Below are 20313 nucleotides of genomic sequence, written 5' to 3'. Positions count from 1 at the left end.
GGGTCCATAGTGGAAAGGGACCCTGTGATGAGTGTTCTGCACGACCTGTTCGACGCCCAGCTGACCGTCTTCGGCCAGCACATCCTGTGGCGCGAGGTCATCGGCAACGCGTTCGGCTTCGCGTCGGCGATCGGCGGCCTGCGCCGCCGCGTCTGGGCCTGGCCGGCCGGCATCGCCGGCAATCTCCTGCTGTTCACCGTGTTCTTCGGCGTCGCCTTCGACAACCCGCAGGCGATGACCCTGTTCGGCCAGGCCGGACGGCAGATCTTCTTCATCGTCACCAGCGTCTACGGCTGGTGGCGCTGGTACGGCGTGTCGCGCGGGCGCGGCTCGACCGGCCCGGCCATCACACCCCGCTGGGCCACCGCGCGCGAGCGGCTGGCGTTGGTCGCGTTCTGGGCGATCGCGGTCGTCGTGGTCCAGCAGGTGTTCGTCTGGTTCGGGGCGGGCTGGCCGGCGCCGCGCTGGTACTTCTGGTGCGACGCCTGGATCTTCGTCGGCTCGATGGTCGCCACGTACGCCATGGCTCGGGGCTGGAACGACTTCTGGCTCGCCTGGCTGGCCGTCGACGCGGTCGGCGTACCGCTGTTGATCAAGTCGCATTTCTATCCGTCCGCGGTCCTCTACGTGGTCTACGGCGGGCTGGTGGCCTACGGGTTCTCCGTCTGGCTGCGTACCTCGCGGGCGGCGGTGGCGGCACCGGCCGCCTCGACACCCGTGACGGTCTGACCCCCGCGAAGAACTCCGCGGGAAGATCTTGGCGGCCGGACACAACCTTCGGCGGCGTCGCCGGGTCGTGTCAGGTAAGCCGGGCGGTCTAGCCCGGACTGCCGAGGGGGAGTGCGCCGATGCCTGGTGAGGACGGGTTCCGCGAATTCGTGGAGGCTCGCTACGTCGAGCTGCTGCGGATCGCGTACCTGCTCACCGGCTCGGCGCACGAGGCCGAGGACCTGGTGCAGAACGCGCTGGTCCGCACGATGCGGGCCTGGTCCCGGGTGGACGAGCCGATGCCCTACGTCCGCCGCGTCATGGTGAACCAGCACATCAGCGCCTGGCGCCGGTTCCGGCGGCGGGAACTGGTCACCGCGTCGCCGCCGGACACGGCCTTCGCCGACACCGCCGACGCGGTCGCCCAGCGGCACGCGGTGCGAGACGCGCTGCGGGCACTGCCGCCGCGCACGCGGGCCGTCGTCGTGCTGCGCTATCTCGGCGACATGTCCGAGGCGGAGGTGGCGGCCGCCTTGGGCTGCTCGCTCGGCAACGTCAAGAGCCACGCCAGCCGGGGACTGGCCCGGCTCCGTGCCGTCCTCGACCCGGTCGATCTGGAAAGGATCCCGCTGTGAGCGTCGACGAGATGGTCGGCCGTGCCCTACGCGACCTGGCCGACGAGGTCCGCCCCGAACACGACCCCTACAGCCGGATCCGGACCCGTCATCGGCGGTCGCGCCGTCGCCGGAACGCCGCCGTCGCCACCACTGTGGCCGGTGCGCTCGCGGTCGCCTGGGTCACCGTCGGGCCGCAGAACGCGCCCGAACCGCCGCCCGCCACCGGCTTCGACGCCCAGCGGACCTGGGAACAGCGGCTCGCGGACACGCCGGTCCGCGGCAAGCTGGCGGCCGCGGACCCCGGCTACCTCGCCGACGTGGCCCGGCTGATCGGGGAGCATCGTCGCGGCGGGCTCTATCTCACCCGCTATGCGGTACGCGAGACGCACATCCTCTATCTCGATGACGTGGGTCCGTGGCGGATCGCGATCGTCGCGTTCGCCTTGGCCGACCCGGGGGCGTCGGCGTGGACGCAGGCCTCGGCGGTCTTCCGGGCGCCGAAGGGGGCTACGGCGGCCGAGCTGACCCGGATCGAGGCGCTGAACAGCTACAGCGATGGGCTCGGCCCGTTCACGCACGTCGAGTTCGTGAACGAGGGCAAGACCTCGACCGCGGCGGTGGTGGCGCTGGCCCCGGCCGGCTGCACCGTGTTCTCGGCCGCCTGGCCCGACCTCGATCGCTGGCAGGCCGAGCCCACCGGTTCCTACCTGGTACGCGACGCGAGCACCGTGCGGGCCGAATGGTGGCGGATCGAGTGCGGCGGCCGGATCCGGGAGAAGACGCCCGCCCCCTACGACACCGGCATCCTCCCGATCACCGATCAGGTCGTCACCCAGGAGTTGCGTACCGCGCGCGGCACGCCGGACCCGCAGCTTGCCCGGGAGGCGCTGGAAGGCGAGCGGACCCCGCTCGGCCCGGCCGTGCTGAGCGGCCTGCCCCGGGTCGTGTGGGGCGGCCGGATCACCTGGCCCGGCGGCGACGCGGCCGGGCGTACGGGGGTCACGACGGTCGTCGCCGCGCCCCGGGTCGCCGGCGGGTGGGCGGGCACCGTCTCGATCCGCTACGACCGGGACACCGGCACGGGGCTGGGGATCGGGCGCGGCTTCACCACCGAGGAGAACCCCGCCGATCCACACACGACGGTCGCGGTACGCCTGGACGACACCGCGTCCGGCGTACTGGTGATCACGCCGAAGACCGCGACCGGCGTACGCGTCCTCGTCGGCGGCGCGGTCGTGGCCCAGGCCCCGGTCGCGAACGACGCGGCTGTGGTGACCGTGGCCGACCCGCTGAGCGCCGAATTCGAGGCGCTCGACGCGACCGGGCGGGTCGTCGGGCGTACGCGGATCAACCAGCCGCCGATCGACGGCGCGATCGACGGCTGGTCCACCGTGTGACCCAGCGGTGACCCAGCGGCGACCCAGCGGCGACCTAGCGGCGACCTAGCGCTGTCGTGGTGGCGGGCTCTGCCCGCCACCCTGCCCGCCGCCCTGGCCGTTGCTGACCTGGATGGCCACCGTGCTGCCCTTGCTCGTCGAGCCGCTCGGCGACGTCCCGGCGACGGTGCCCTTCGGGCAGATCGAGTTGACCTCGCCCGACTCGACCGTCACCGAGAAGCCCTTGTTGCGCAGGATGGTCGTCGCCTCGCTCACCGTCTTGCAGGTGACGCTCGGGATCGAGGTCTTCGTCCCGTGCACGATCTTCGTGCCGTCCGGCTTGCCGAACTGCTGCGCCGGCTTGCCCTTCATCCCGTCGTGCAGAGTGTCGGCGACGGCCGGGTTGACCACGTCTCGGTGCGCGTCCTTGCCGCCGAGGTTGGCGGAGCTGACCGTGTTGTTGGTCCAGTCCGGGTCGGCGACGATGCCCGCCACCGACAGCTGACGCGTCGTGGCCACCATCGCGGCCGTGCGGTCGTTGTCGGTGGTGCCGGTCTTGCCGGCCACCGGCTTGTCGACGATGTCGTGGACGTAGGGCGCGGTGCCCCCGTTGGCGCATCCGCCGAGCTGAGACCGGTCGCCGAGCGGGCAGCGCGCCATGTCGATCGCGGCCCGCGCCACGTCGGTGTCGATCACCTTCTGGCAGCGCGGCTTGGCCGCGTCGAGCTGCACTCCATTGGCGTCGGTGATGGACTCCACCGGGATCGGCTGGCAGTACGTGCCGTCCGCGGCCAGCGTCGCGAACGCGTTGGCCATCTCCATCGGCGTGTTCTGGGTGACGCCGAGGGTGAACGTGCCCCAGGCGTCCGGGTGCGCCGCGAAGTACGCGTCGGTGCCCTGCTGGTTGGGGTCACCCCGGAAGGTCAGCCCCATCTGCCGGGCCGCCTCGACCGCCTTGGCCGGGCCGACCCGGGCGATGAGCTGCGCGAAGTAGGTGTTCACCGAGCGCCCGAACGCCTGCCACATCGTGTGTACGCCGGTCATCGACTGCGACGCGTTCTTCGGGCACCACTTGTCGCCGCAGCTGGCCGGGCCGGGCGCGGTGACGAACGGCGACACCCACTGATAGGGCGAATTGATCGTGTAGTCGAGCGGGTAGCCGTTCTCCAGCGCGGCGACCGCCGTGAACACCTTGAACGTCGAGCCGAACTGGTAGCCGTACTGGTCGCCGCTCATCAGCGGGTTGACCGTGTTCGGGTACGTGCCGCGAATGTTCTTGGCGGCCTTGGCCGGGTCGGTGGACAGACCGTTCTTCGGATTGGCCGCGTCGTCGATCTTGAAGTTGCGGTTGACCGCCATCGACCGGACCTTGCCCGTGCCGGGCTCCACCGCGACCACCATCAGCGCGTGCTTCTTGCCGGTCTTGAGGTACTTCTCGACGTTCGCCTTGGCGGCGTTCTGAGTCGACACGTCCAACGAGGAGACGATCTTGTAGCCGCCGGTCTTCAGCGCCCGCTCACGCTCGTAGGAGTTCGCGCCGAACGCGGGCTCGCTCATCCACCAGCGCTGAAGGAAGTCGCAGAAGAATCCGGCGCTGGCGATCGCCGTCGCGGTGCAGCCGTTCGGCGCCGGCTTGCCGGTGATCTTCAGTTCCTTGGCCTTGGCCTGCGTCGCCTGCTCGGCCGTGATCGCGCCGATCTCGTGCATCTGGTCGATCACCCAGTCGCGACGGCCCTTGCCGTCGGCGGCGGCCTGCTCGTTGACGGTGCCGTCGTCCTGGATCGGGTTGAAGTCGCTCGGCGACTTGACGAGCCCGGCCAGGAAGCCCGCCTCCTCGACGGTCAGGTTCTTCGGCTCCTTGCCGAAGTACACCTGCGACGCGGCGTAGATGCCGAACGCGTGGTTGCCGAAGTACGCGATGTTGAGGTAGCCCTCCAGGATCTGGTCCTTCGTGAGCTTCTTCTCGATCGCCAGCGCGTACTTGACCTCCCGTAGCTTCCGCGCCGGGGTGTCCTCGGCGGCGCTCAGCACGTCGTTGGGGTTGTCGGCGGCGTACGTGATCGACAGTCGCACGTACTGCATCGTCAGGGTCGAGGCGCCCTGCTGAGTCTCGCCGGAGTTCTTGTTCGCCACGAACGCCCGCGCGATGCCCTGGACGTCGACGCCGTTGTGCTCGTAGAACTTGTGGTCCTCGGCGGCGATCATCGCCTGCTGCATCACCTTGGGAATCTGATCCATGGCGATGTCCTGCCGGTTCTCGTCATAGATCGAGGCCAGCAAGGTCCGGCCGTCGCTCGCGTACACCTTGCTCATCTGCGGCGACCGTTTCACGGTCAGCTCGCTCGGCAGGTCCGCGAACGCCTGTGCGCCCGACTTCGCCGCTAGACCGGACATCGCGATCGCCGGGAACGCCGCCGCCGCCACCACGACGCCCGCGAGGACACCACAGATCAGCAGGGACGCCACGTTCATGACGGGATTGCGATCGCCTTTACGCATGAGGGCACCACCGGGGTCGAAACGGGCGGGTGATCTGAGCACCTTGACGCAAGATCACCCCGGGCCGTTGCCCGGCCCCACGCGGGCATGTCGTGGATCACATGATCGACAGATGTCGAGCTCTGGCGGCGACGTCGTCTTCGCAGCTCAACCCGCGTCCGTCAGCAGATCGATGAGCTGGCTCGCATTGCGCTGGGCGTAGTCTGAGTAGCAGTTGTTCATGAGCACATGGGTCTCGCCGGTGGTGTCGGCGAGCTTCTCCAGCTTCGGCGCCCAGTCCTTCAGCTCGCGCTCCGAGTAGAGGTAGCCGAACTTCTCGTAGATGTCGCGGCTCGTCCACTTGCCGCTGTGCCCGTGGAAGCGGACCACCGCCCGATCGGCGGTCGCCTCCACGACCGGCGGGATCGACGACTTGTGGCCCTGCGGCATGTCGACGCAGACGAGCGGCAGATGATGGCGGCGCAGGAAGTCGAGGGTCTCGGCGCGGTTGTCCCCGGCGAACCAGGACTCGTGCCGGAACTCGACCGCGATGGGCAGCGGACGGCAACGCTCGGCCGCCTCCAGGACGTAGTCCTTGTTCGACCGCCGGATGGTGAACCACGGCGGGAACTGGAACAGCAGTACGCCGAGCTTGCTCGCGTCGGTCAGCGGCCGCAACGCCGACAGGAACCGGTCCCAGATCTCGTCGGTCGTCTTCGGATCCAGGTCACGGGGGTAGACCGAGGCCTTGTCGGTCTCCGGGCGGAGATCCTTGAAGATCGACGACACCTTCGTCGGGTGTCCGGTGAGCAAACTGAACGCCTTGACGTTGAAGAGGAAGCCGGCCGGGGTGCGCTCGGCCCACAGCCGCACGGTCTGCTCGGCGGGCGGGGAGTAGTACGTGGAGTCGACCTCGACGAGCGGGAACTGCCGGGCGTAGTACGCCAGGCGCTGCTCGGCGGTGTCGGCCGCCTGCGGATACCACCCCGAGGCGAGCAGGGTCTTGTCGGTCCACGAGGCGGTGCCGACCCGGATGCCGCCCATGCGCCCAGGCTACCGGCGTCCGGTCCCCACCGCTCGATCATTGCGCCAGCCAGGCTGCGTACGCGGGCGTTTCGCTGCCGGAAACAGCCTGGCCGCGCAATGATCACGCCGGTCAGCGGCGGCCGAAGCCGCCGCCGGCCGGGGCCTGCCCGGCGGTGACGGTGGCGAGCACGGTCGCCGAGCCCAGGCTGCCCGACGCGCGCAGGCCGCCGGTGTCGGCGCCGGAGGCGGAGCCACCCGTGTAGATCTTGTACGCCGTGCCGCTCTTGATCTCCGTGGACGAGTAGACCAGGTTCTGCATGGACTTCGACGTCACGAAGGTCGCCAGCACCTTGCCGGACGAGTCGGTCACGTGGACCGTCGTCCCGGCGCTGACGGCGGAGTCGAAGGTGGCCGACAGCCAGCCTTGCGCCGATCCGGTGTCGGGGGCGACCGCCATGCCCGCGCTGCCCGCCGCCACGAGTACGCCCCCGCTGATCTCGAACGAACCGTTGACGTCCAGCGCCCCGTTGCCGTCCATCGTCGGGCCGTTGACGACCAGGGTGCCGCCGGTGATCTTCGCCGTTCCGTTGGAGTCGAAGCCGTCGCCGTCGGCGTTGACGACGACCGTGCCGCCGGCGATGGTCAGCGAGTAGTCGCCGACGCCCATCTCGCCGCCTCCGCCGCCACCCCGGCCGAAGCCGCCGCCGCCGGACTGCGAGGTGCCCGAGCCGCCGGCTGCGTTGATGCCGTCGTCGCTGGAGGTGACCGTGACGTCGCCGCCGTTGACGGTGATGTCCTTGCCTTCCAGGCCTTCGTTCGACTTCGTGACCGTCACGGTGCCCTTGTCGACGATCAGATCCCCTTCGGCGTGTACGCCGTCGTCCCCGCTCGCCAGGGTGACGGTGGCCCCAGCGAAGTGCACCGCGCCGTCGCTGTGCACCGCGTCGTCGGCGGAGTCGGCCGTGATCGTGCCGCCGTCGAGGACGGTGATGACGTTCGACTTCAGCCCCTTGGCCGACGTGTCGTCGGACGGCTGTTCGCCGCTGCCGCCGCCGGTAGCGACGGTGAGCGTACCGCCGGTGACCACGAGGTCGGTCGAGGCGTCCGCGCCGTCACCCCCGGCGGTGACCTTCACGGTTCCGCCCGTGACGGAGATGTAGCCACGGTCGGCGTCGGTGTCGTTGTCCGCCTTCAACCCGTCTCCGCCGCCGGCGACCGTCACCGTGCCGCCGTCGACGACCAGATAGTCCTTGCCGCGTACGCCGTCGTCCTTGGCGGTGACGGAAATGGTGCCGGCCTGGATGACCAGACCGTCCTTGCTCGCGATGCCGTCGTTGCCGTTGCCGTGTACGGTCAGCGCCCCGGCGCCCGTGATCGTCAGGTCGGCCGAGCTGAACAGGGCCGCGTTGACATCCGCGTCCTCGGCGTACGAGGAGGTGTCGGCAAGCGAGTTCTGGCTGCCCTCGGCCAGGACGACGGTGACCAGTTTCGCGTCCGTCACGGCGATGGCGGCCGTCGTGCTGCTGGTGATCGTGGCGTCGTCGAGGATGAGCTTGACGGTCGCGTCCGCCGCCGCGACGACCACCTGCCCGGTCAGCGACCCCGACAGCCGATAGGTCCCGCCCTGCGTGATGGTCACCGTCGAGCCGTCCACCTTGACGCCGTCGCCGTCCGCGGACGCGCTGCCGCCGCTGAGCTTCACGTCGACCACCTCAGACTCGGTGAACGCCGACTGATCGCCGTCCACGTGGTCGGCCTGGTTGGCGGCCATCACCTCCTGCGCGGTCTGCGAACCGCTGACCGTCGACGTGCCCGCGGTGGACGCCGCCGTCGAGGTGTCCGGGTCGGCGCTGGTCGAGCAGCCGGCCAGCGCCGCGATGCCGAGGGCGGCCGAGGTGACCGCGACGAGCGCTTTCCTGCGGATCTTCATGACAGGTCCTCCAGAGCGGGTGACAGAGCAGGTGACGGGGCAGGTGACAGAGCAGGGGACAGGGCAGATGACAGAGCGGGGAAGTGGCGGCGGAGCACCGGCCGCCAGCGGTGCGCGGGCAGGCCGGGGCGCAACGCGGCCAGCCCCGTGGCGTACTTGGAGACCGGGCACGGCCGATGGCCCAGCGACCACAACAGCCGGTCCGCCGCCGACGCGCGGCCGCCCGACTTGGTCTCGACGATCACTCGCCCCGGCAGGTCCAGCTCCGGACCGCCGGGCACCCGCCAGGCCAGGTCCGCGTCGATCGTCACGCGCGTGCCGGTCTCGCTCACATACAAGGTGGTACGCCGATAGCACGTGGTCAGCGTCGGGCTCAGCCGCGCCGCATCGATGTCCACACCGGACTCGGCGAGCACCGGGGCGAAGCCGTCTCCGCCGTCGTAGGGCCGGCGGCGTTTGACCGTCGTGCCCCGGGGACCTCTCGTCTTGACCTCGGCGTACTGGAGGCCTGAGTCGACGTAGTGCCGCAGGCGCGCCTTGAACCGGCGACGCCGCCGCCGGGCCGCGCCGAGGTAACTGTCCAACTCCGGGGTGTCGAAGTAGACGGAGTGGTAGCCGAACTCTCGGCGGCCGTCGATCTCCAGTACGCGCGCCCGCCCAGCCAGTCCGTCGAGCAGCTCGGGCAGCTCCGAGCGGGGCAGCACGTACTTGCGGTCGACCCGGGTCAGCAACTCCGCCCGTGCGGTCAGCTCGTCGAGCGCGATCGGCGGCAGGCCCACTGCGTACGCCGTCATGCCGTACGCCGTCATGCCGCGATCCGCTCGACGCGCGGGCCCGGCTCGCGTACCGCTGGAGAATCGCGTACCAGTGGAGAATCGCCGGCCGTGTAGCGGACCTCGGCCACCGTGATGTCGTTGACGAGGTCGAGTTCGCGGACCGTGAGGTTGACGACGCGGCCGCCCAGCACGGTCTCCAGGCGAGCGCGCAGCGCCGCCTCGTCGGTGTACGCGACGTCGAGCCGCACGGTCTGCTGCCGGTAGGTCCGGAACAGGCCGGGATGGTCGCCCACGAACAGCGCCGCGACCACGAGCAGCATGAGGCCGCCGCTGAGGAGGGTGACCTCGGAGCTGAGCCCCGAGATGAGGCCGAGCGCGAGCGCGGCGAAGTAGTACGCGACCTCGTGCTGGGCGATCTCGGAGGAGCGCAGCCGGATGATCGACAGGACGCCGAACAGCCCCAGCCCGAGGCCCGCGCCGACGGTCGACGAGCCGAGCACCATCGCCACCGCCAAGACGCCGATGTTGACGCCGAGGAACGCCGCGACCAGGTCGCGACGGTGGTGCCGGGGGAAGTAGACGGCGAACGTCAGCAGACAGATCGCCGCGAGATCGGCGGCGATGATGGTCAGATCGGTCACGGGATATCCTTCGTCTTCAGCTCAGGTTGGCCTGCCGTTCATTCAGCCGTCCCGAGCTAGGTGTGACCTGTGAGCCGGCTAGGTCGCCGATAAGTACAGGGAACACACAGCGAACGAAAAGCGGGCCTCTAGCGGACGCCCGCATGATCGAGGGCATGACGACGGTGAATGCAGCCACGGTGAACGCAGCCACGGTGAACGCAGCCACGGTGAATGCGGTCCCGGTGAACGCGGCGGTCTCCTCGGCGGCCGCCACGGCCAAGCGAGGACAGCTCCGCCGGGCCGACGGCAGCCCGGTCCGCATGCTCGTGGTGGACGACGAGCCGACCTTGGCCGAGTTGCTGTCGATGGCGCTGCGGTACGAGGGCTGGGAGGTGCGCAGCGCCTCCGACGGTGGCAGCGCGGTGCGTACCGCCCGGGAGTTCCGGCCCGACGCCGTCGTCCTCGACATGATGCTGCCCGACTTCGACGGTCTCCAGGTGCTGCGGAAACTGCGCGCCGACTCGCCGGAGCTGCCAGTGCTCTTCCTCACGGCGAAGGACTCCGTCGAGGACCGGGTGGCCGGGCTCACCGCCGGTGGCGACGACTACGTCACCAAGCCGTTCAGCATCGAGGAACTCGTCGCCCGCCTCCGCGCCCTCGTACGCCGCTCGGTCCGCGCCGAGTCCCAGTCGGAGTCGATGCTGGTCGTCGGCGATCTCGTGCTGGAGGAGGACAGCCGGGAGGTCCGCCGGGGCGGCCACTCGATCGAGCTGACCGCGACCGAGTTCGAACTGCTGCGCTACCTCATGCGCAACCCGCGCCGGGTGCTGTCCAAGCGGCAGATCCTCGACCGGGTCTGGAACTACGACTTCGGCGGCCAGGCCAACGTCGTCGAGCTGTACATCTCCTACCTGCGTAAGAAGATCGACGCCGGGCGGGTGCCGATGATCCACACGATGCGCGGTGCGGGGTATGTCCTCAAACCGGCTGCTTAAGCTCCGGCCACGTCCCTCCACCTGGACGCTGCGGGCCCGGTTGGTCGCGGCGATGACGACGCTGCTGGCCCTGGCCTTCCTCGCCGTGGGCATCACCACCATCGTCGCGTTGAGCAAGACGCTCAACGGGCAGATCGACAAGCAGCTGACCGCGGCGGCGATCCGCGCGCCGAAGGGGTACGACAACCACAAGCCGAAGCCCGCCGACACCGCAACCACCGCCGCGAAGGGCTGCTCGGCCGAGTCGGAGCAGGACAGCTGGGTGCTCGGCCAGAGCATCGGCACGCTCAACGCCCGGCTCTGCGGCAGCCAGGTGGTCTCGGCCTCGGTGCTGTCGGAGCAGGGCCAGACCTCGCCCGACCTCACCGACGCGTACGCGAATCTGCTGTCGGTCCCCGTCGACGGCAAGGCGCACACCATCGAGCTGTGTGACCAGGGGGCGTACCGGGTCGTGGCGAAGCAGATGGACGACGGGGCGATCCTCGTCACCGGGCTGCCGATGGAGGAGACCCAGGAGACGGTGCTGCTGCTGACGGCCGTCGTCGCCGGGGCGACTCTGCTGGTGCTCGGCTCCGTGGCGTACGGGGGAACGGTCATCGTCCGCCGGGCGCTTCGTCCACTGTCGAGGGTTGCCGCCACCGCCACCCGCGTCTCCCAGGTACGCCTCGATCGCGGTGAGGTCGAGCTGCCCCAGCGCGTCGACGAACAGGACACCGATCCGCGTACGGAGGTCGGCCAGGTCGGCGCGGCGCTGAACCGGATGCTGGACCACGTCGGCGAGGCGCTCGAAGCCCGCCACGCCAGCGAGACCCAGGTACGCCAGTTCGTCGCCGACGCCAGCCACGAACTGCGCACCCCGCTCGCCTCCATCCGCGGGTACGCCGAACTCAGCCGCCGCCACGACCTTCCGGAAGACGTCGCGTACCTGCTCGGCCGGATGGAGTCCGAGGCGCAGCGGATGAGCGGCCTCGTCGAGGATCTGCTGCTGCTGGCCCGCCTCGACGCCGGCCGCCCGCTGGAATACCAGCCGGTCGACCTGACCGCGCTTGTGGTGGACACGGTCAGCGACGCGCACGCCGCCGGACCCCGGCACGAGTGGCGCCTGGACGTGCCCGAGGAACCGGTCGTCGTCACCGGTGATCGGGCGCGGCTGCACCAGGTCGTCGCGAACCTGCTCGCCAACGCGCGTACGCACACTCCGGAAGGGACGGTCGTCACGGTCGCGGTCTCGCCGTCGGGCGAGCAGGCCGAGCTGAGCGTCACCGACGCCGGCCCAGGCATCCCGCCGGAACTGGTGCCGCACATCTTCGAACGGTTCGCCCGCGGCGACGGTTCGCGCTCGCGTACCGCCGGGAGCACCGGGCTCGGCCTCGCGATCGTGCAGGCGGTCGTGGCCGCGCATCGGGGGAGTGTCGCGGTGTCCAGCGAGCCGGGCCGCACGACGTTCACCGTCCGCCTCCCCCTCGCGGAGTAACTGTCTCGCGGAGTAGCGGTCTTGCCGAACAGCCGCGCCGGCTGACGTTGCCTCGGTGGCTCACGATGGGTGATCCACCGAGCCCCGGAGTGCCGATGTTCGCCTCGTTCATCAAGCGTCGCTGGTTCTGGCTGTTCTTCGGCGCTGTCCTGGTCGTCATCGGGCTTTGCCTGCTAGTGAGCCCCAACGTCACGTGCGACGGCGAACTCATGAGCCGGTCGGATGTCTGTCCCGTCGACCTCCGCTCGCATGGTCGCCGGGAGTTCTCTCACTACCAGACCTACGAGGAAGCCACTCGGATCAAATACGGAGTGGCCACGACGTTGGCGATCGGAGGCGCGGTGCTCGCCGCCGCCGCGGGGTGGATGATCCTGGCCGACCGGCAGGCGAACCAGCCGCGTCCTCGCGGCCCTCGGCGCCGCTCCGGCCGGGGCCGTCCAGGCAGGCCGCGATCCCGCCGGCGCGAATGAATCCTCGCGGGACTCGAGGCCTCGCAAGAACCTGAGGTTTTGCGGGAACTGAGGCCTCGCAGGAATTGAGCCTCGCGGGAATTGAGCCTCGCGGTTTGAGCCTCGCGGTCAGAAGACCAGGCGGCGCTGGATCAGGTAGCTCCCGCTGAACAGGACCAGCTCGGTGGCGAGCTTGGCGATCAGCAGCGACCCCGTCACCGCGCTGAGCACGTCCAGCAGGACCACGTTCGCGCCGAGGACGGTGGCGGCGAGGGCGGCGTACCGCAGGGCCGACCGGCGGCGCGTCGAGGCGAAGACGTATCGGCGGTTCACGCCGTAGTTGATCGTGGCGCTCAGCAGCCGAGCCAGGATCGCGGCGAGGACGATGTTCCCGGTGAACGCGGTCAGCAGGAACAGAGCCACGAAGTCGACGGCGAAGCCGAGCAGCGAGGAGACGGCGAACGCGGCCAGCTGCCCGTAGATGCGCAGCGAATCGCGTACCGGGCGGAAGTGCGAGGAGGCGTTCTCGTCGAGGTAGATCGTGGCGATCTCGACCTCCTCCAGCGGCAGCCGTTCGCGGGCCGCCCGCAGCAGGAGACGCTGTTCGTACTCGAACCGTTCGCCGCGGACGTCGCCCAGCCAGGTCAGCATCGAGGGCGGGTAGCCGCGCAGTCCGGTCTGCGTGTCGCTGACCGAAGTGCCGGTCACCAGCCGGAACGCCGCCCGGGTCACGGTGTTGCCGAGGCGGCTGCGCGCCGGCACCGGTCCGGTGAACCGCCGCGCGCCCAGCACCATCGCCGCGTTCGTCTCGCTCAGCCGCCGGGCCACCGCGTCGATGTCCTCGGCGCGATGCTGTCCGTCGCTGTCCGCGCACACCACCGGCTCGCCGGGGAACTTCTCCTCGACGTGCGCAAAGCCCGTCTTCAGCGCCTGTCCCTTGCCCCGGTTGCGGCCCAGGGTCACCACGTCGGCGCCGAGCCGCCGGACGCCTTCGAAGACATGCTTGTACGCGAGACCGCTGCCGTCGTCGACGACCACCACGCGATGGTGAGGCAACCGGCGTACCAGGTCGATCAGGCGGGTGTCCGGTTCGTACGCCGGGATGAGGACGACCATCGTCAGCCCGCGACGTAGAGGATGTCGCTGGTGCCGCGCTCCTGGCCCTTGCCGAGCGGGTTGTTGACGAGCATGTCCTGGAACACCAGGGTGGACGAGCCGCCGCCGTCGATGTTGTACGCCGTCTGCGCGCCGTGGTCGACGAAGATGTTCGCGAACTCCGTCATCGTGACGCCGCGGCTGTAACCGTTGCTGCGACCGTCGGCCACGATCCAGAGCTGATGGTTGGCACCGAGCAGCCCGACCCCCGTACGCGGCTGCCGGCCCTGGATGGAGTGGTTGCCGAAGTTGGTGTCGACCTCGACGGAGTCGATGCCGGCGACCGCCTTGCCGTCGTCGACGATCCCCGGCCCGAACGACAGGGTGTTCCAGACTCCGGCGTCGACCAGTTCCTGGGCCGACGTCGTGGTCTCGTCGTACAGCTTGGCCGTGCCGTCGGTGTAGAACGCGAGACCTTGCCGCGCACCGGAGTCGCGGAACGCCACCCCGTTGCGGATCACCATGCCGGTGGTGCGGAAGCCGTAGTAGTCGCCGTTGATGGCCAGCACGGCTCCGGCGTCCCGGGCGATCTCGGAGGTGTTCGCGATGATGTTCTGGCCGAACTCGTCGCTCGCGAACGCCGACCGCACGATCGTGGCGTCGGTCACCTGGACGTGGGCGACGAAGTAGGTGACCTTGTCAGTGCCGGAGCCCGTCTCGACCTTCTCGATCGAGATCTTCGCCGTGTCGCTGGCGTACGAGGTCGCGGTGCTCGTGACGGAGCCGCCCGCGGTCGCGACCGTCGCCTTGGGCGCCACGATCTGCGACGCGTTGGACACCTCGACGTGGTCGATCACATAGCGGTCGAGGGCCCAGGCGGCGGTGCCGCCACCGGCGGCCACTACCCCGAGCCCGCTCAGCAGCAGCCCACGGCGCGAGATCTTCATGCCGGCGAGTCAAACCCGCCGCTCTATGCACCACCTGTGCCACAGCCGTGCGGCCGGCATGCGTTTCCTCGCCGCGACCTCGCCGCGACCTCAACGCGGCCTGCCCATCAGCGCTGGATCACGGTTCCGGGTCGAATCATGGTCCAAGATTCGACCCGGAACCCTGATCGAGCGCCCAGGGGGTCCGGCGCCCAGGGGGTCCGGCGCCCAGGGGGTCCGGCGCCCAGGGGGTCCAGCGCCCAGAGGGTCCAGCGCCCAGAGGGTCCAGCGCCTAGGGGAGCGGTCAGCGGGCGGCGGCGACGAGGGCGCGGGTCGCGGGCGCGACCTCGGCGGCGTACAGCTCGAGCGTGGCGGCGTCGTCGGTGGCGAGGATGAAGGTGCTCACCCCGTATTCCAGGGTCAGCCCGGCGAGGTCCTCGGCCCACCGCTCCGGTGGCCCGTTGAGGAAGCCGGTCGACTGCGCGGCGAACTGCCCGCCTACGTTCAGCAGCCGCCGGACGGCCGACGGCGACCGCCCGGCCGAGGCCGCCGCCTCGTCGATCACCTCGTTGAGCGGACCCAGCTCGGCCGCACCGCCGGGCAGATAGCCCAGCGACGGCAGCCATCCGTCGGCCTTCCGCCCGATCAGGCGCAGCATGCGCGGCTTGTACGCACCCAGCCAGATCGGGATGTCGTGGGCCGGGGCGGGACCGCGCTTGGCTCCGCGTACCTGGTAGAACTCGCCGTCGACGCGTACGCCGCCCCGCTCGGCCGGGTTCCAGATCTCGCGGAAGATCGTGATCGCCTCTTCGAGCGCCTGCACCGACTGCCCGGGGCTGAGCCGCCGCCCGCCCATCGCCTCGATCGCGTCCCAGAACCCGCCTGCCCCGATGCCCAGCTCGAACCGGCCGCCCGAGAGCAGGTCCAGGGAGGCGGCGGCGCGAGCGAGGACGGCCGGCTGCCGCAGCGGCAGGTTCAGGACGTTGCCGCTGACGTGCACGCGCTGCGTACGCGACGCGGCGTAGCTCAACAGCGTCCAGGTGTCGTGGAAGCGCGGCTGATAGGGATGGTCCTGAAAGGTCACCAGGTCCAGCCCCGCCCGGTCGGCGGCGACGGCCAGCTCGACGGCGTGCTGCGCGGGCTGGGCGGTGGGGGTGACGAACACCCCGAACTGGAGGTCGTGCCCGTAGTCGGTCATCAGGAGTCCCCGAGGTAGAAGTTGTCGCGGAAGAGCCCGTCCGGGTCGTAGCGGCGTTTGAGGTCGCGCAGGCGGGCCAGGTGCTCCGGCGGCCACGCGTCGTGCAGCCGTTCCGGCCGCCGATCGGTGTCGAAGTTGAGGTATGAGCCGGTGAAATGCGGCTGGAGCAGGCGATCCCAGAGCGCGTCGAGCCGGTGCTGACTGCCGCCGAGCGCGGTCACCGAGAAGTTCGCCGACCGGTTCGCGTACGCCGTCGCCATCGGGTCGACATCGGCGACCGCGCCACCGACCGACCTGAGCTGGAAGAAGTGCACAGCGCCGCTGCGCAGCAGCTCTTCGGCGGCGGCGGAGAATTCCGGCGTCAGGTGCTCGATCAGCCCGGATCGGGCCGCCGGCTCGCCCTGGCCGTCGTGGTCCGCGTCGCCGGCGTTCGCCATGACCCCGGCGTACGGAGTGATGACGACGCGCTGATCCAGCAGGGGAGCGATGGACGCCACCGGCTCCAGCTGGGACACGATCGTCTCGGGGTCGTCGCTGTCGACGACCGCCAGGATCGTCGCGTACGCGCCCGGCCGGGGGCGGCCCATGATGAGTTCGGCGGTCAGGTCCCGTGGCGCGGCCTCGACCGCTGCGCCGAACCGTTCGAGCACCCCCGCCGGGTCGCTGCCGTCCACGGCCAGCTGGGCGAACCCGACGTCGCCGACCTCGTCCACGTCGAACTCGAAGTCCGTCACCACGCCGAAGTTGGCGCCGGCGCCCCGGATCGCCCAGAACAGCTCCGGGCTGTGCGCCGCGTCCACGCGTACGACTTGGCCTGAAGCGAGCACGACCTCCGCGGAGCGCAAGTGGTCGAGGGTGAGCCCGTGTTTGCGGGCGAGCCAGCCGATGCCGCCCGCGGTGGTCAGGCCGCCGACGCCCACGCCGCCGTAGTCGCCCGAGGTCAGCGCCCAGCCGTGGGGCGCGAGCGAGCGGGCGATGTCGGCCCAGCGCGCGCCGGGGCCGACGCGGATCCGGCGGTCGCCCACGATCTCGATGTGATCGAGCCGCGCGACGCTGAGGACGATGCCACCGTCGTTCGTGGACCGCCCGCTGACGCCGTGCCCCGCGCTGCGGATGCCCAACGGGACGTCCCGGTGGCGGCGCGCGAACGCCAGCGCCTCCACCACGTCGCCGGTCGTCCGGGGCCGCAGCACGATGCCGGGGTTCCCGCCGCGCATATAGGTCGACTTCAGGCGGGGAAAGTCGATGTCTCCGGGCTCGACCGCGTCCGCCGACGCCGGTACGCCGTCGTAGTCGATCCCGTCGCGCCGCTTCGTCCGGACCCAGCTCGGCCGGGTGGGGCGGCGGTTCGTCTCGCGCAGCACCGGCATGACTTCGGCGGCGAACCGCTCCATCTCGGACACATCGTCGGTGTAGAGGATGAGCGTGTCCGCTTCCAGGGTCTGCAGGATCTCCAGCGGGACGTCCGGCGTGACGTTCACGAGACGGCGGATGTCCGACGGATCGCGCCCCGCCGCCACGGCGGCCTCGTCGATCAGCTTGTTCCCGGCGCGGAGACCGTCGACGCCTACCCGGCCCAGGCTCGGCAGCCAGCCGTCCGCCTTGCGGCCGATCAGGCGCAGCATGCGAGGACCGAGCGCGCCCAGCCAGAGCGGGATGTGATGCGCGGGAAGGGGACCGCGCTGCGCGTCGGGCACCTGGTAATGCCTGCCCCGGTATCGGAACGGGGTCTGGTTCCCGGCGTCCAGCATCCCCCGGATGATCTCGATCGCCTCTTCGGTGGCCTCGACCGCCTCCCGCGGCTCCCGCCGAGGGCCGCCCATCGCCTCGATCGCGTCCCAGAACCCGCCCGCGCCCAGTGCCAGCTCCAGCCGGCCGCCGGACAGCAGGTCGAGGCTCGCGGCGCTCCGCGCCAGCACGGCCGGGTCGCGTAGCGGCAGGTTCAGCACGTTCCCGGCGAGCCGGATGCGCTCGGTCTGCCCGGCGACCCAGGCCAGCAGGGTCCAGGTGTCGTGAAACCGGGGCTGGTACGGGTGGTCCTGGAAGGTGACCAGGTCGAAGCCCAGCTCCTCGCTCCGGCGCGCCAGCGCGACGGGATCACCGCCGTTGGCCGGCGTGATCGACGTGCCGAACTCCATGCTCGCCCTCCCCAGTTATGTGCTGCGAGGCAGATCGTATGTCGCGCAGATGATAGGTGCAACCGCGCTTCGGCGGGTATGCTTCCGGGCATGGATCGGGAGCATGACGACTTCGGGTGGGGCCTCGGCGTGCTGCTGCGGGCGTACCAGAGCACGGTCGTCACCGAGCTGGGCGACTTCCCGCACGGTCCCCGCGGCTACCAGACGCTCACGGAGGTCGTCCGTGGCGAACATCCCAGCCAGCTCGCGCTCGCGGCGTACCTGGGCATCGACCGCACCGTGATGACCTATCTCATCGACGATCTCGTCACCGCCGGGCTCGTCGAACGCCGGCTCAACCCGGCCGACCGCCGCCAGCGCAAGGTCGTCGCCACGGCGGTGGGCCGGCGCGCGCTCAAAGACCTCCAGAAGCGCGTACGCGCAGCGGAGGACACGGTGCTCGGCACGTTGTCGCCGGCCGAACGGGACGCGTTCCGCGTCCTGCTCCGGCGGGTGGCGTGCGCCGTCCGGGACATCGAGGCCGTCGACGACCCCTGCGACGCCGTCGTCGCCGCCCTCTCCTCGCCCCGCTGACCCCGGCGCTACCGCGCCCTCCGCCCCGCTCCGCCTCGCTCCGCTCCGCCTCTCCCCGCCCCGCTCCGCCCCGCTCCGCCTCGCCTCCCCCCGCCTCGCCCCGCTCCGCCTCGCCTCGCCTCGCCTCGCCCCGTTGATCATGGAGTTAACTGTGGTCTCAACGGTGTGTCGTGACCGGAAACTCCATGATCAACGCGTGATCACCGCGCCAGAAGAACGGGCGACGGCTCGCGTCGGACTAGCCGCGAGGCCCGATCTTGGGCACGATGGCTGAGTGGCTGATTCCGACGACGTGGTGACGCTCAGTGTTCCCGAGATGGTCCAGGCGACCTATGTCGTGACGACGTCCTCGCCGCCCGACGACATCGAGGTGGCCGCCGCCCAGGCCGCGTTGCGGCTGCCGGAGCCGCTGCGCTCGGGCGCGCTGCAGATGCTGGCCGGGCCGCTGCTGACCCTCGAGGTGTGGCCCGCCGAGGAGGCGCCGCCGCTGCCGCTGGACTACCTGCGGATGTTCGGGGCGACCTCGGCCGAGCTGGGCGTGGCGTCCACTGCGACGCATGTCGTGATCTGCCAGGCGGCGTTCCGGCCGGGTTGGCCGCCCGCGCACGAGTGGAACGCCCGGGGCGTCGCCGCCGCCCTGGCCCAGGACCTCCCCGGTACGCTCATCGACGCGTTCATGCCGCAGATCCTGAATCCGAAGCAGGCCCTGGAGACGCTGCCCGACGAAGAGGACCGGGTGACGCTGACCCGCTGGGTACTCGTCCCGCAGTCGCCGGACGACCACGGGATCTGGATGACCACCAAAGGACTCGACCGTTACGGGCTGCCGGAACTGCAGGTGCTCGACGTACCGCCGACGCTGGCCGGGCCGTGGACGGCCGTGCTCAGCGCCGCCGCCGTCGTCCTGCTCCGGCACTGGTCACGAGCGGTCGACGAGGCCGACGATCCGGCGTTCGTCAGCATTTCCCGCATCCTGCGCGTGACCGGCGCCGACGTCGCGGAGGCGTACGGGGATCACTCGGGCACCGATCTGTCGCCGGGGGTGGAGTTGCCGCTGCGCCTCGATCCGCCGGACCAGTTCGACGAGCAGACCTTCCTGACGATCGTCCCGCCGGACGACTTCCCCGACTCGCCCAGCGAGTTCCTGGCGCAGGTCTGCGACGACCTGTTCGACGCGTCATGATCGTGACGGCCGATTCCCGCCAGCACCGCAGGTCCGGCCGCGCCACGATCGTGGTGTGCATCAGACAATCGACCTCAAGGTCCTCTACTTCGGCACTCCCGTCGTCCTGATCAGCTCACGCAACCCGGATGGCACCACCAACCTGGCGCCCATGTCGTCGGCGTGGTGGCTCGGCCACGAATGCGTCCTCGGATTGGGCAACTCGTCGCAGACCGCCGCCAACCTCCGGCGCGAAGGCGAATGCGTGCTCAACCTCGTACCCTCCACATTGGTCGCTGCGGTCGACCGGCTCGCGCTCACGACCGGCCGCGCCGACGTTCCGGCCCACAAGGCGACCATGGGCTACCGCCACGTCGCGGACAAGTTCCGGGCCGCGGGGCTCACTCCTCAGCAATCCCAGCTGGTACGCCCACAGCGCGTCGAGGAGTGCCCGATCCAGCTGGAGTGCACCGTGACGGCAGCCCATCCGCTGAGCGACCTGAGCGCGACGGCGTTCCACGCCAAGGTGCTGCGCGCGTACGCCGAGGAGCGCGTGAGCATCCCGGGCACGGCGTACGTGGATCCGGTCGCCTGGGATCCGCTGATCATGAAGTTCTGCGAGTTCTTCGGCGGTGGCGAGAACCTGGCCGAGTCCCGGCTGGCCGCCGCATGGGAGATGCCGCACAGCCCGGCAGCGGTCTCCTGACCAGGTCTCTTGTGGACTCTAGCGTGGCACATTTTCGTGACCTTGACCCCCTGGAAGGTGTCG

At 70.4% G+C, this 20313-nt stretch carries 18 protein-coding genes; 9 read left to right on the top strand and 9 right to left on the bottom strand.

The window, feature by feature from the left end; genetic code table 11:
- Window positions 1–27: 27 nt before the first annotated feature.
- From AB0M47_RS13700 to AB0M47_RS13690, 3 genes are all read left to right on the top strand, one after another.
- Window positions 28–729: a nicotinamide mononucleotide transporter family protein gene (locus tag AB0M47_RS13700; RefSeq protein WP_363412634.1), complete on the top strand. Its 702-nt coding sequence runs from the start codon at window positions 28–30 to the stop codon at window positions 727–729.
- Between the two features lie 119 nt (window positions 730–848).
- The gene (locus tag AB0M47_RS13695; protein ID WP_253750930.1) at window positions 849–1343 is read left to right on the top strand and encodes a SigE family RNA polymerase sigma factor; all 495 of its coding nucleotides are present in this window, start codon (window positions 849–851) and stop codon (window positions 1341–1343) included.
- Window positions 1340–2722: a hypothetical protein gene (locus AB0M47_RS13690; RefSeq protein ID WP_363412632.1), complete on the top strand. Its 1383-nt coding sequence runs from the start codon at window positions 1340–1342 to the stop codon at window positions 2720–2722. Before AB0M47_RS13695 ends, AB0M47_RS13690 begins: the two co-directional genes overlap by 4 nt.
- A gap of 45 nt (window positions 2723–2767) precedes the next feature.
- On the opposite strand, the gene AB0M47_RS13685 is transcribed toward AB0M47_RS13690, so the two are convergent.
- The 5 genes from AB0M47_RS13685 to AB0M47_RS13665 all read right to left on the bottom strand — a co-directional run bounded on the left by AB0M47_RS13685 (window position 2768) and on the right by AB0M47_RS13665 (window position 9552).
- Window positions 2768–5200: a transglycosylase domain-containing protein gene (locus AB0M47_RS13685; RefSeq protein WP_363412630.1), complete on the bottom strand. Its 2433-nt coding sequence runs from the start codon at window positions 5198–5200 to the stop codon at window positions 2768–2770.
- 147 nt (window positions 5201–5347) lie between these two features.
- Window positions 5348–6223 carry a DUF72 domain-containing protein gene (locus AB0M47_RS13680; RefSeq protein ID WP_363412628.1) on the bottom strand — a complete coding sequence of 292 codons (876 nt, stop codon included), beginning with the start codon at window positions 6221–6223 and terminating at the stop codon, window positions 5348–5350.
- Window positions 6224–6335: 112 nt separating this feature from the next.
- Window positions 6336–8135 carry a carbohydrate-binding domain-containing protein gene (locus AB0M47_RS13675; RefSeq protein WP_363412626.1) on the bottom strand — a complete coding sequence of 600 codons (1800 nt, stop codon included), beginning with the start codon at window positions 8133–8135 and terminating at the stop codon, window positions 6336–6338.
- Complete coding sequence (locus AB0M47_RS13670; RefSeq protein WP_363412624.1) at window positions 8132–8944, bottom strand: polyphosphate polymerase domain-containing protein; 813 nt, start codon at window positions 8942–8944, stop codon at window positions 8132–8134. Before AB0M47_RS13670 ends, AB0M47_RS13675 begins: the two co-directional genes overlap by 4 nt.
- Window positions 8941–9552: a DUF4956 domain-containing protein gene (locus AB0M47_RS13665; RefSeq protein ID WP_363412622.1), complete on the bottom strand. Its 612-nt coding sequence runs from the start codon at window positions 9550–9552 to the stop codon at window positions 8941–8943. Before AB0M47_RS13665 ends, AB0M47_RS13670 begins: the two co-directional genes overlap by 4 nt.
- A 302-nt stretch (window positions 9553–9854) precedes the next feature.
- Here AB0M47_RS13665 and AB0M47_RS13660 point away from each other — a divergent pair, with 302 nt between their 5' ends.
- The 3 genes from AB0M47_RS13660 (at window position 9855) to AB0M47_RS13650 (ending at window position 12473) form a co-directional block, all read left to right on the top strand.
- Window positions 9855–10529: a response regulator transcription factor gene (locus AB0M47_RS13660; protein ID WP_363412695.1), complete on the top strand. Its 675-nt coding sequence runs from the start codon at window positions 9855–9857 to the stop codon at window positions 10527–10529.
- Window positions 10530–10581: 52 nt separating this feature from the next.
- Window positions 10582–12003 carry a HAMP domain-containing sensor histidine kinase gene (locus AB0M47_RS13655; RefSeq protein ID WP_363412620.1) on the top strand — a complete coding sequence of 474 codons (1422 nt, stop codon included), beginning with the start codon at window positions 10582–10584 and terminating at the stop codon, window positions 12001–12003.
- A gap of 65 nt (window positions 12004–12068) precedes the next feature.
- On the top strand, window positions 12069–12473 hold the full coding sequence (locus AB0M47_RS13650; protein WP_363412618.1) for a hypothetical protein: 405 nt from the start codon (window positions 12069–12071) through the stop codon (window positions 12471–12473).
- A 108-nt stretch (window positions 12474–12581) separates the two neighbouring features.
- On the opposite strand, the gene AB0M47_RS13645 is transcribed toward AB0M47_RS13650, so the two are convergent.
- The 4 genes from AB0M47_RS13645 to AB0M47_RS13630 form a co-directional block, all read right to left on the bottom strand.
- Window positions 12582–13568, bottom strand: a complete 987-nt coding sequence (locus AB0M47_RS13645; protein WP_363412616.1) for a bifunctional glycosyltransferase family 2/GtrA family protein — start codon at window positions 13566–13568, stop codon at window positions 12582–12584.
- Window positions 13569–13570: 2 nt separating this feature from the next.
- Window positions 13571–14494, bottom strand: coding sequence for a phosphodiester glycosidase family protein (locus tag AB0M47_RS13640; RefSeq protein ID WP_363412614.1), 924 nt, complete (start codon window positions 14492–14494; stop codon window positions 13571–13573).
- 283 nt (window positions 14495–14777) lie between these two features.
- Complete coding sequence (locus tag AB0M47_RS13635) at window positions 14778–15671, bottom strand: LLM class flavin-dependent oxidoreductase (RefSeq protein ID WP_363412612.1); 894 nt, start codon at window positions 15669–15671, stop codon at window positions 14778–14780.
- Window positions 15671–17809 (bottom strand): LLM class flavin-dependent oxidoreductase, encoded by a 2139-nt coding sequence (locus AB0M47_RS13630; RefSeq protein WP_363412610.1) that lies wholly within the window; start codon window positions 17807–17809, stop codon window positions 15671–15673. Before AB0M47_RS13630 ends, AB0M47_RS13635 begins: the two co-directional genes overlap by 1 nt.
- 90 nt (window positions 17810–17899) lie before the next feature.
- Between AB0M47_RS13630 and AB0M47_RS13625 the strand changes: the two genes are divergently transcribed.
- The 3 genes from AB0M47_RS13625 (at window position 17900) to AB0M47_RS13615 (ending at window position 20250) form a co-directional block, all read left to right on the top strand.
- A complete protein-coding gene (locus AB0M47_RS13625) occupies window positions 17900–18382 on the top strand; it encodes a MarR family winged helix-turn-helix transcriptional regulator (protein ID WP_363412608.1) in 483 nt (160 codons plus the stop codon).
- A 274-nt stretch (window positions 18383–18656) separates the two neighbouring features.
- On the top strand, window positions 18657–19565 hold the full coding sequence (locus tag AB0M47_RS13620; protein ID WP_363412606.1) for a hypothetical protein: 909 nt from the start codon (window positions 18657–18659) through the stop codon (window positions 19563–19565).
- Between the two features lie 55 nt (window positions 19566–19620).
- Window positions 19621–20250: a flavin reductase family protein gene (locus AB0M47_RS13615; RefSeq protein WP_363412604.1), complete on the top strand. Its 630-nt coding sequence runs from the start codon at window positions 19621–19623 to the stop codon at window positions 20248–20250.
- Window positions 20251–20313 lie beyond the last annotated feature (63 nt).

Source organism: Hamadaea sp. NPDC051192 (assembly GCF_040682475.1).
In the GTDB taxonomy this organism is placed as follows: Bacteria; Actinomycetota; Actinomycetes; order Mycobacteriales; family Micromonosporaceae; genus Hamadaea; species Hamadaea flava.
This window is presented reverse-complemented; position numbering and strand designations above follow the sequence as displayed.

Bases quoted from the DNA above. Each gene is read 5' to 3' on its own strand.
- AB0M47_RS13685 (WP_363412630.1), bottom strand. From the start codon at position 5,200: ATGCGTAAAGGCGATCGCAATCCCGTCATGAACGTGGCGTCCCTGCTG.
- AB0M47_RS13645 (WP_363412616.1), bottom strand. From the start codon at position 13,568: ATGGTCGTCCTCATCCCGGCGTACGAACCGGACACCCGCCTGATCGAC.
- AB0M47_RS13680 (WP_363412628.1), bottom strand. From the start codon at position 6,223: ATGGGCGGCATCCGGGTCGGCACCGCCTCGTGGACCGACAAGACCCTG.
- AB0M47_RS13640 (WP_363412614.1), bottom strand. From the start codon at position 14,494: ATGAAGATCTCGCGCCGTGGGCTGCTGCTGAGCGGGCTCGGGGTAGTG.
- AB0M47_RS13635 (WP_363412612.1), bottom strand. From the start codon at position 15,671: ATGACCGACTACGGGCACGACCTCCAGTTCGGGGTGTTCGTCACCCCC.
- AB0M47_RS13630 (WP_363412610.1), bottom strand. From the start codon at position 17,809: ATGGAGTTCGGCACGTCGATCACGCCGGCCAACGGCGGTGATCCCGTC.
- AB0M47_RS13670 (WP_363412624.1), bottom strand. From the start codon at position 8,944: ATGACGGCGTACGGCATGACGGCGTACGCAGTGGGCCTGCCGCCGATC.
- AB0M47_RS13650 (WP_363412618.1), top strand. From the start codon at position 12,069: ATGGGTGATCCACCGAGCCCCGGAGTGCCGATGTTCGCCTCGTTCATC.
- AB0M47_RS13700 (WP_363412634.1), top strand. From the start codon at position 28: ATGAGTGTTCTGCACGACCTGTTCGACGCCCAGCTGACCGTCTTCGGC.
- AB0M47_RS13675 (WP_363412626.1), bottom strand. From the start codon at position 8,135: ATGAAGATCCGCAGGAAAGCGCTCGTCGCGGTCACCTCGGCCGCCCTC.
- AB0M47_RS13655 (WP_363412620.1), top strand. From the start codon at position 10,582: ATGACGACGCTGCTGGCCCTGGCCTTCCTCGCCGTGGGCATCACCACC.
- AB0M47_RS13660 (WP_363412695.1), top strand. From the start codon at position 9,855: ATGCTCGTGGTGGACGACGAGCCGACCTTGGCCGAGTTGCTGTCGATG.
- AB0M47_RS13695 (WP_253750930.1), top strand. From the start codon at position 849: ATGCCTGGTGAGGACGGGTTCCGCGAATTCGTGGAGGCTCGCTACGTC.
- AB0M47_RS13625 (WP_363412608.1), top strand. From the start codon at position 17,900: ATGGATCGGGAGCATGACGACTTCGGGTGGGGCCTCGGCGTGCTGCTG.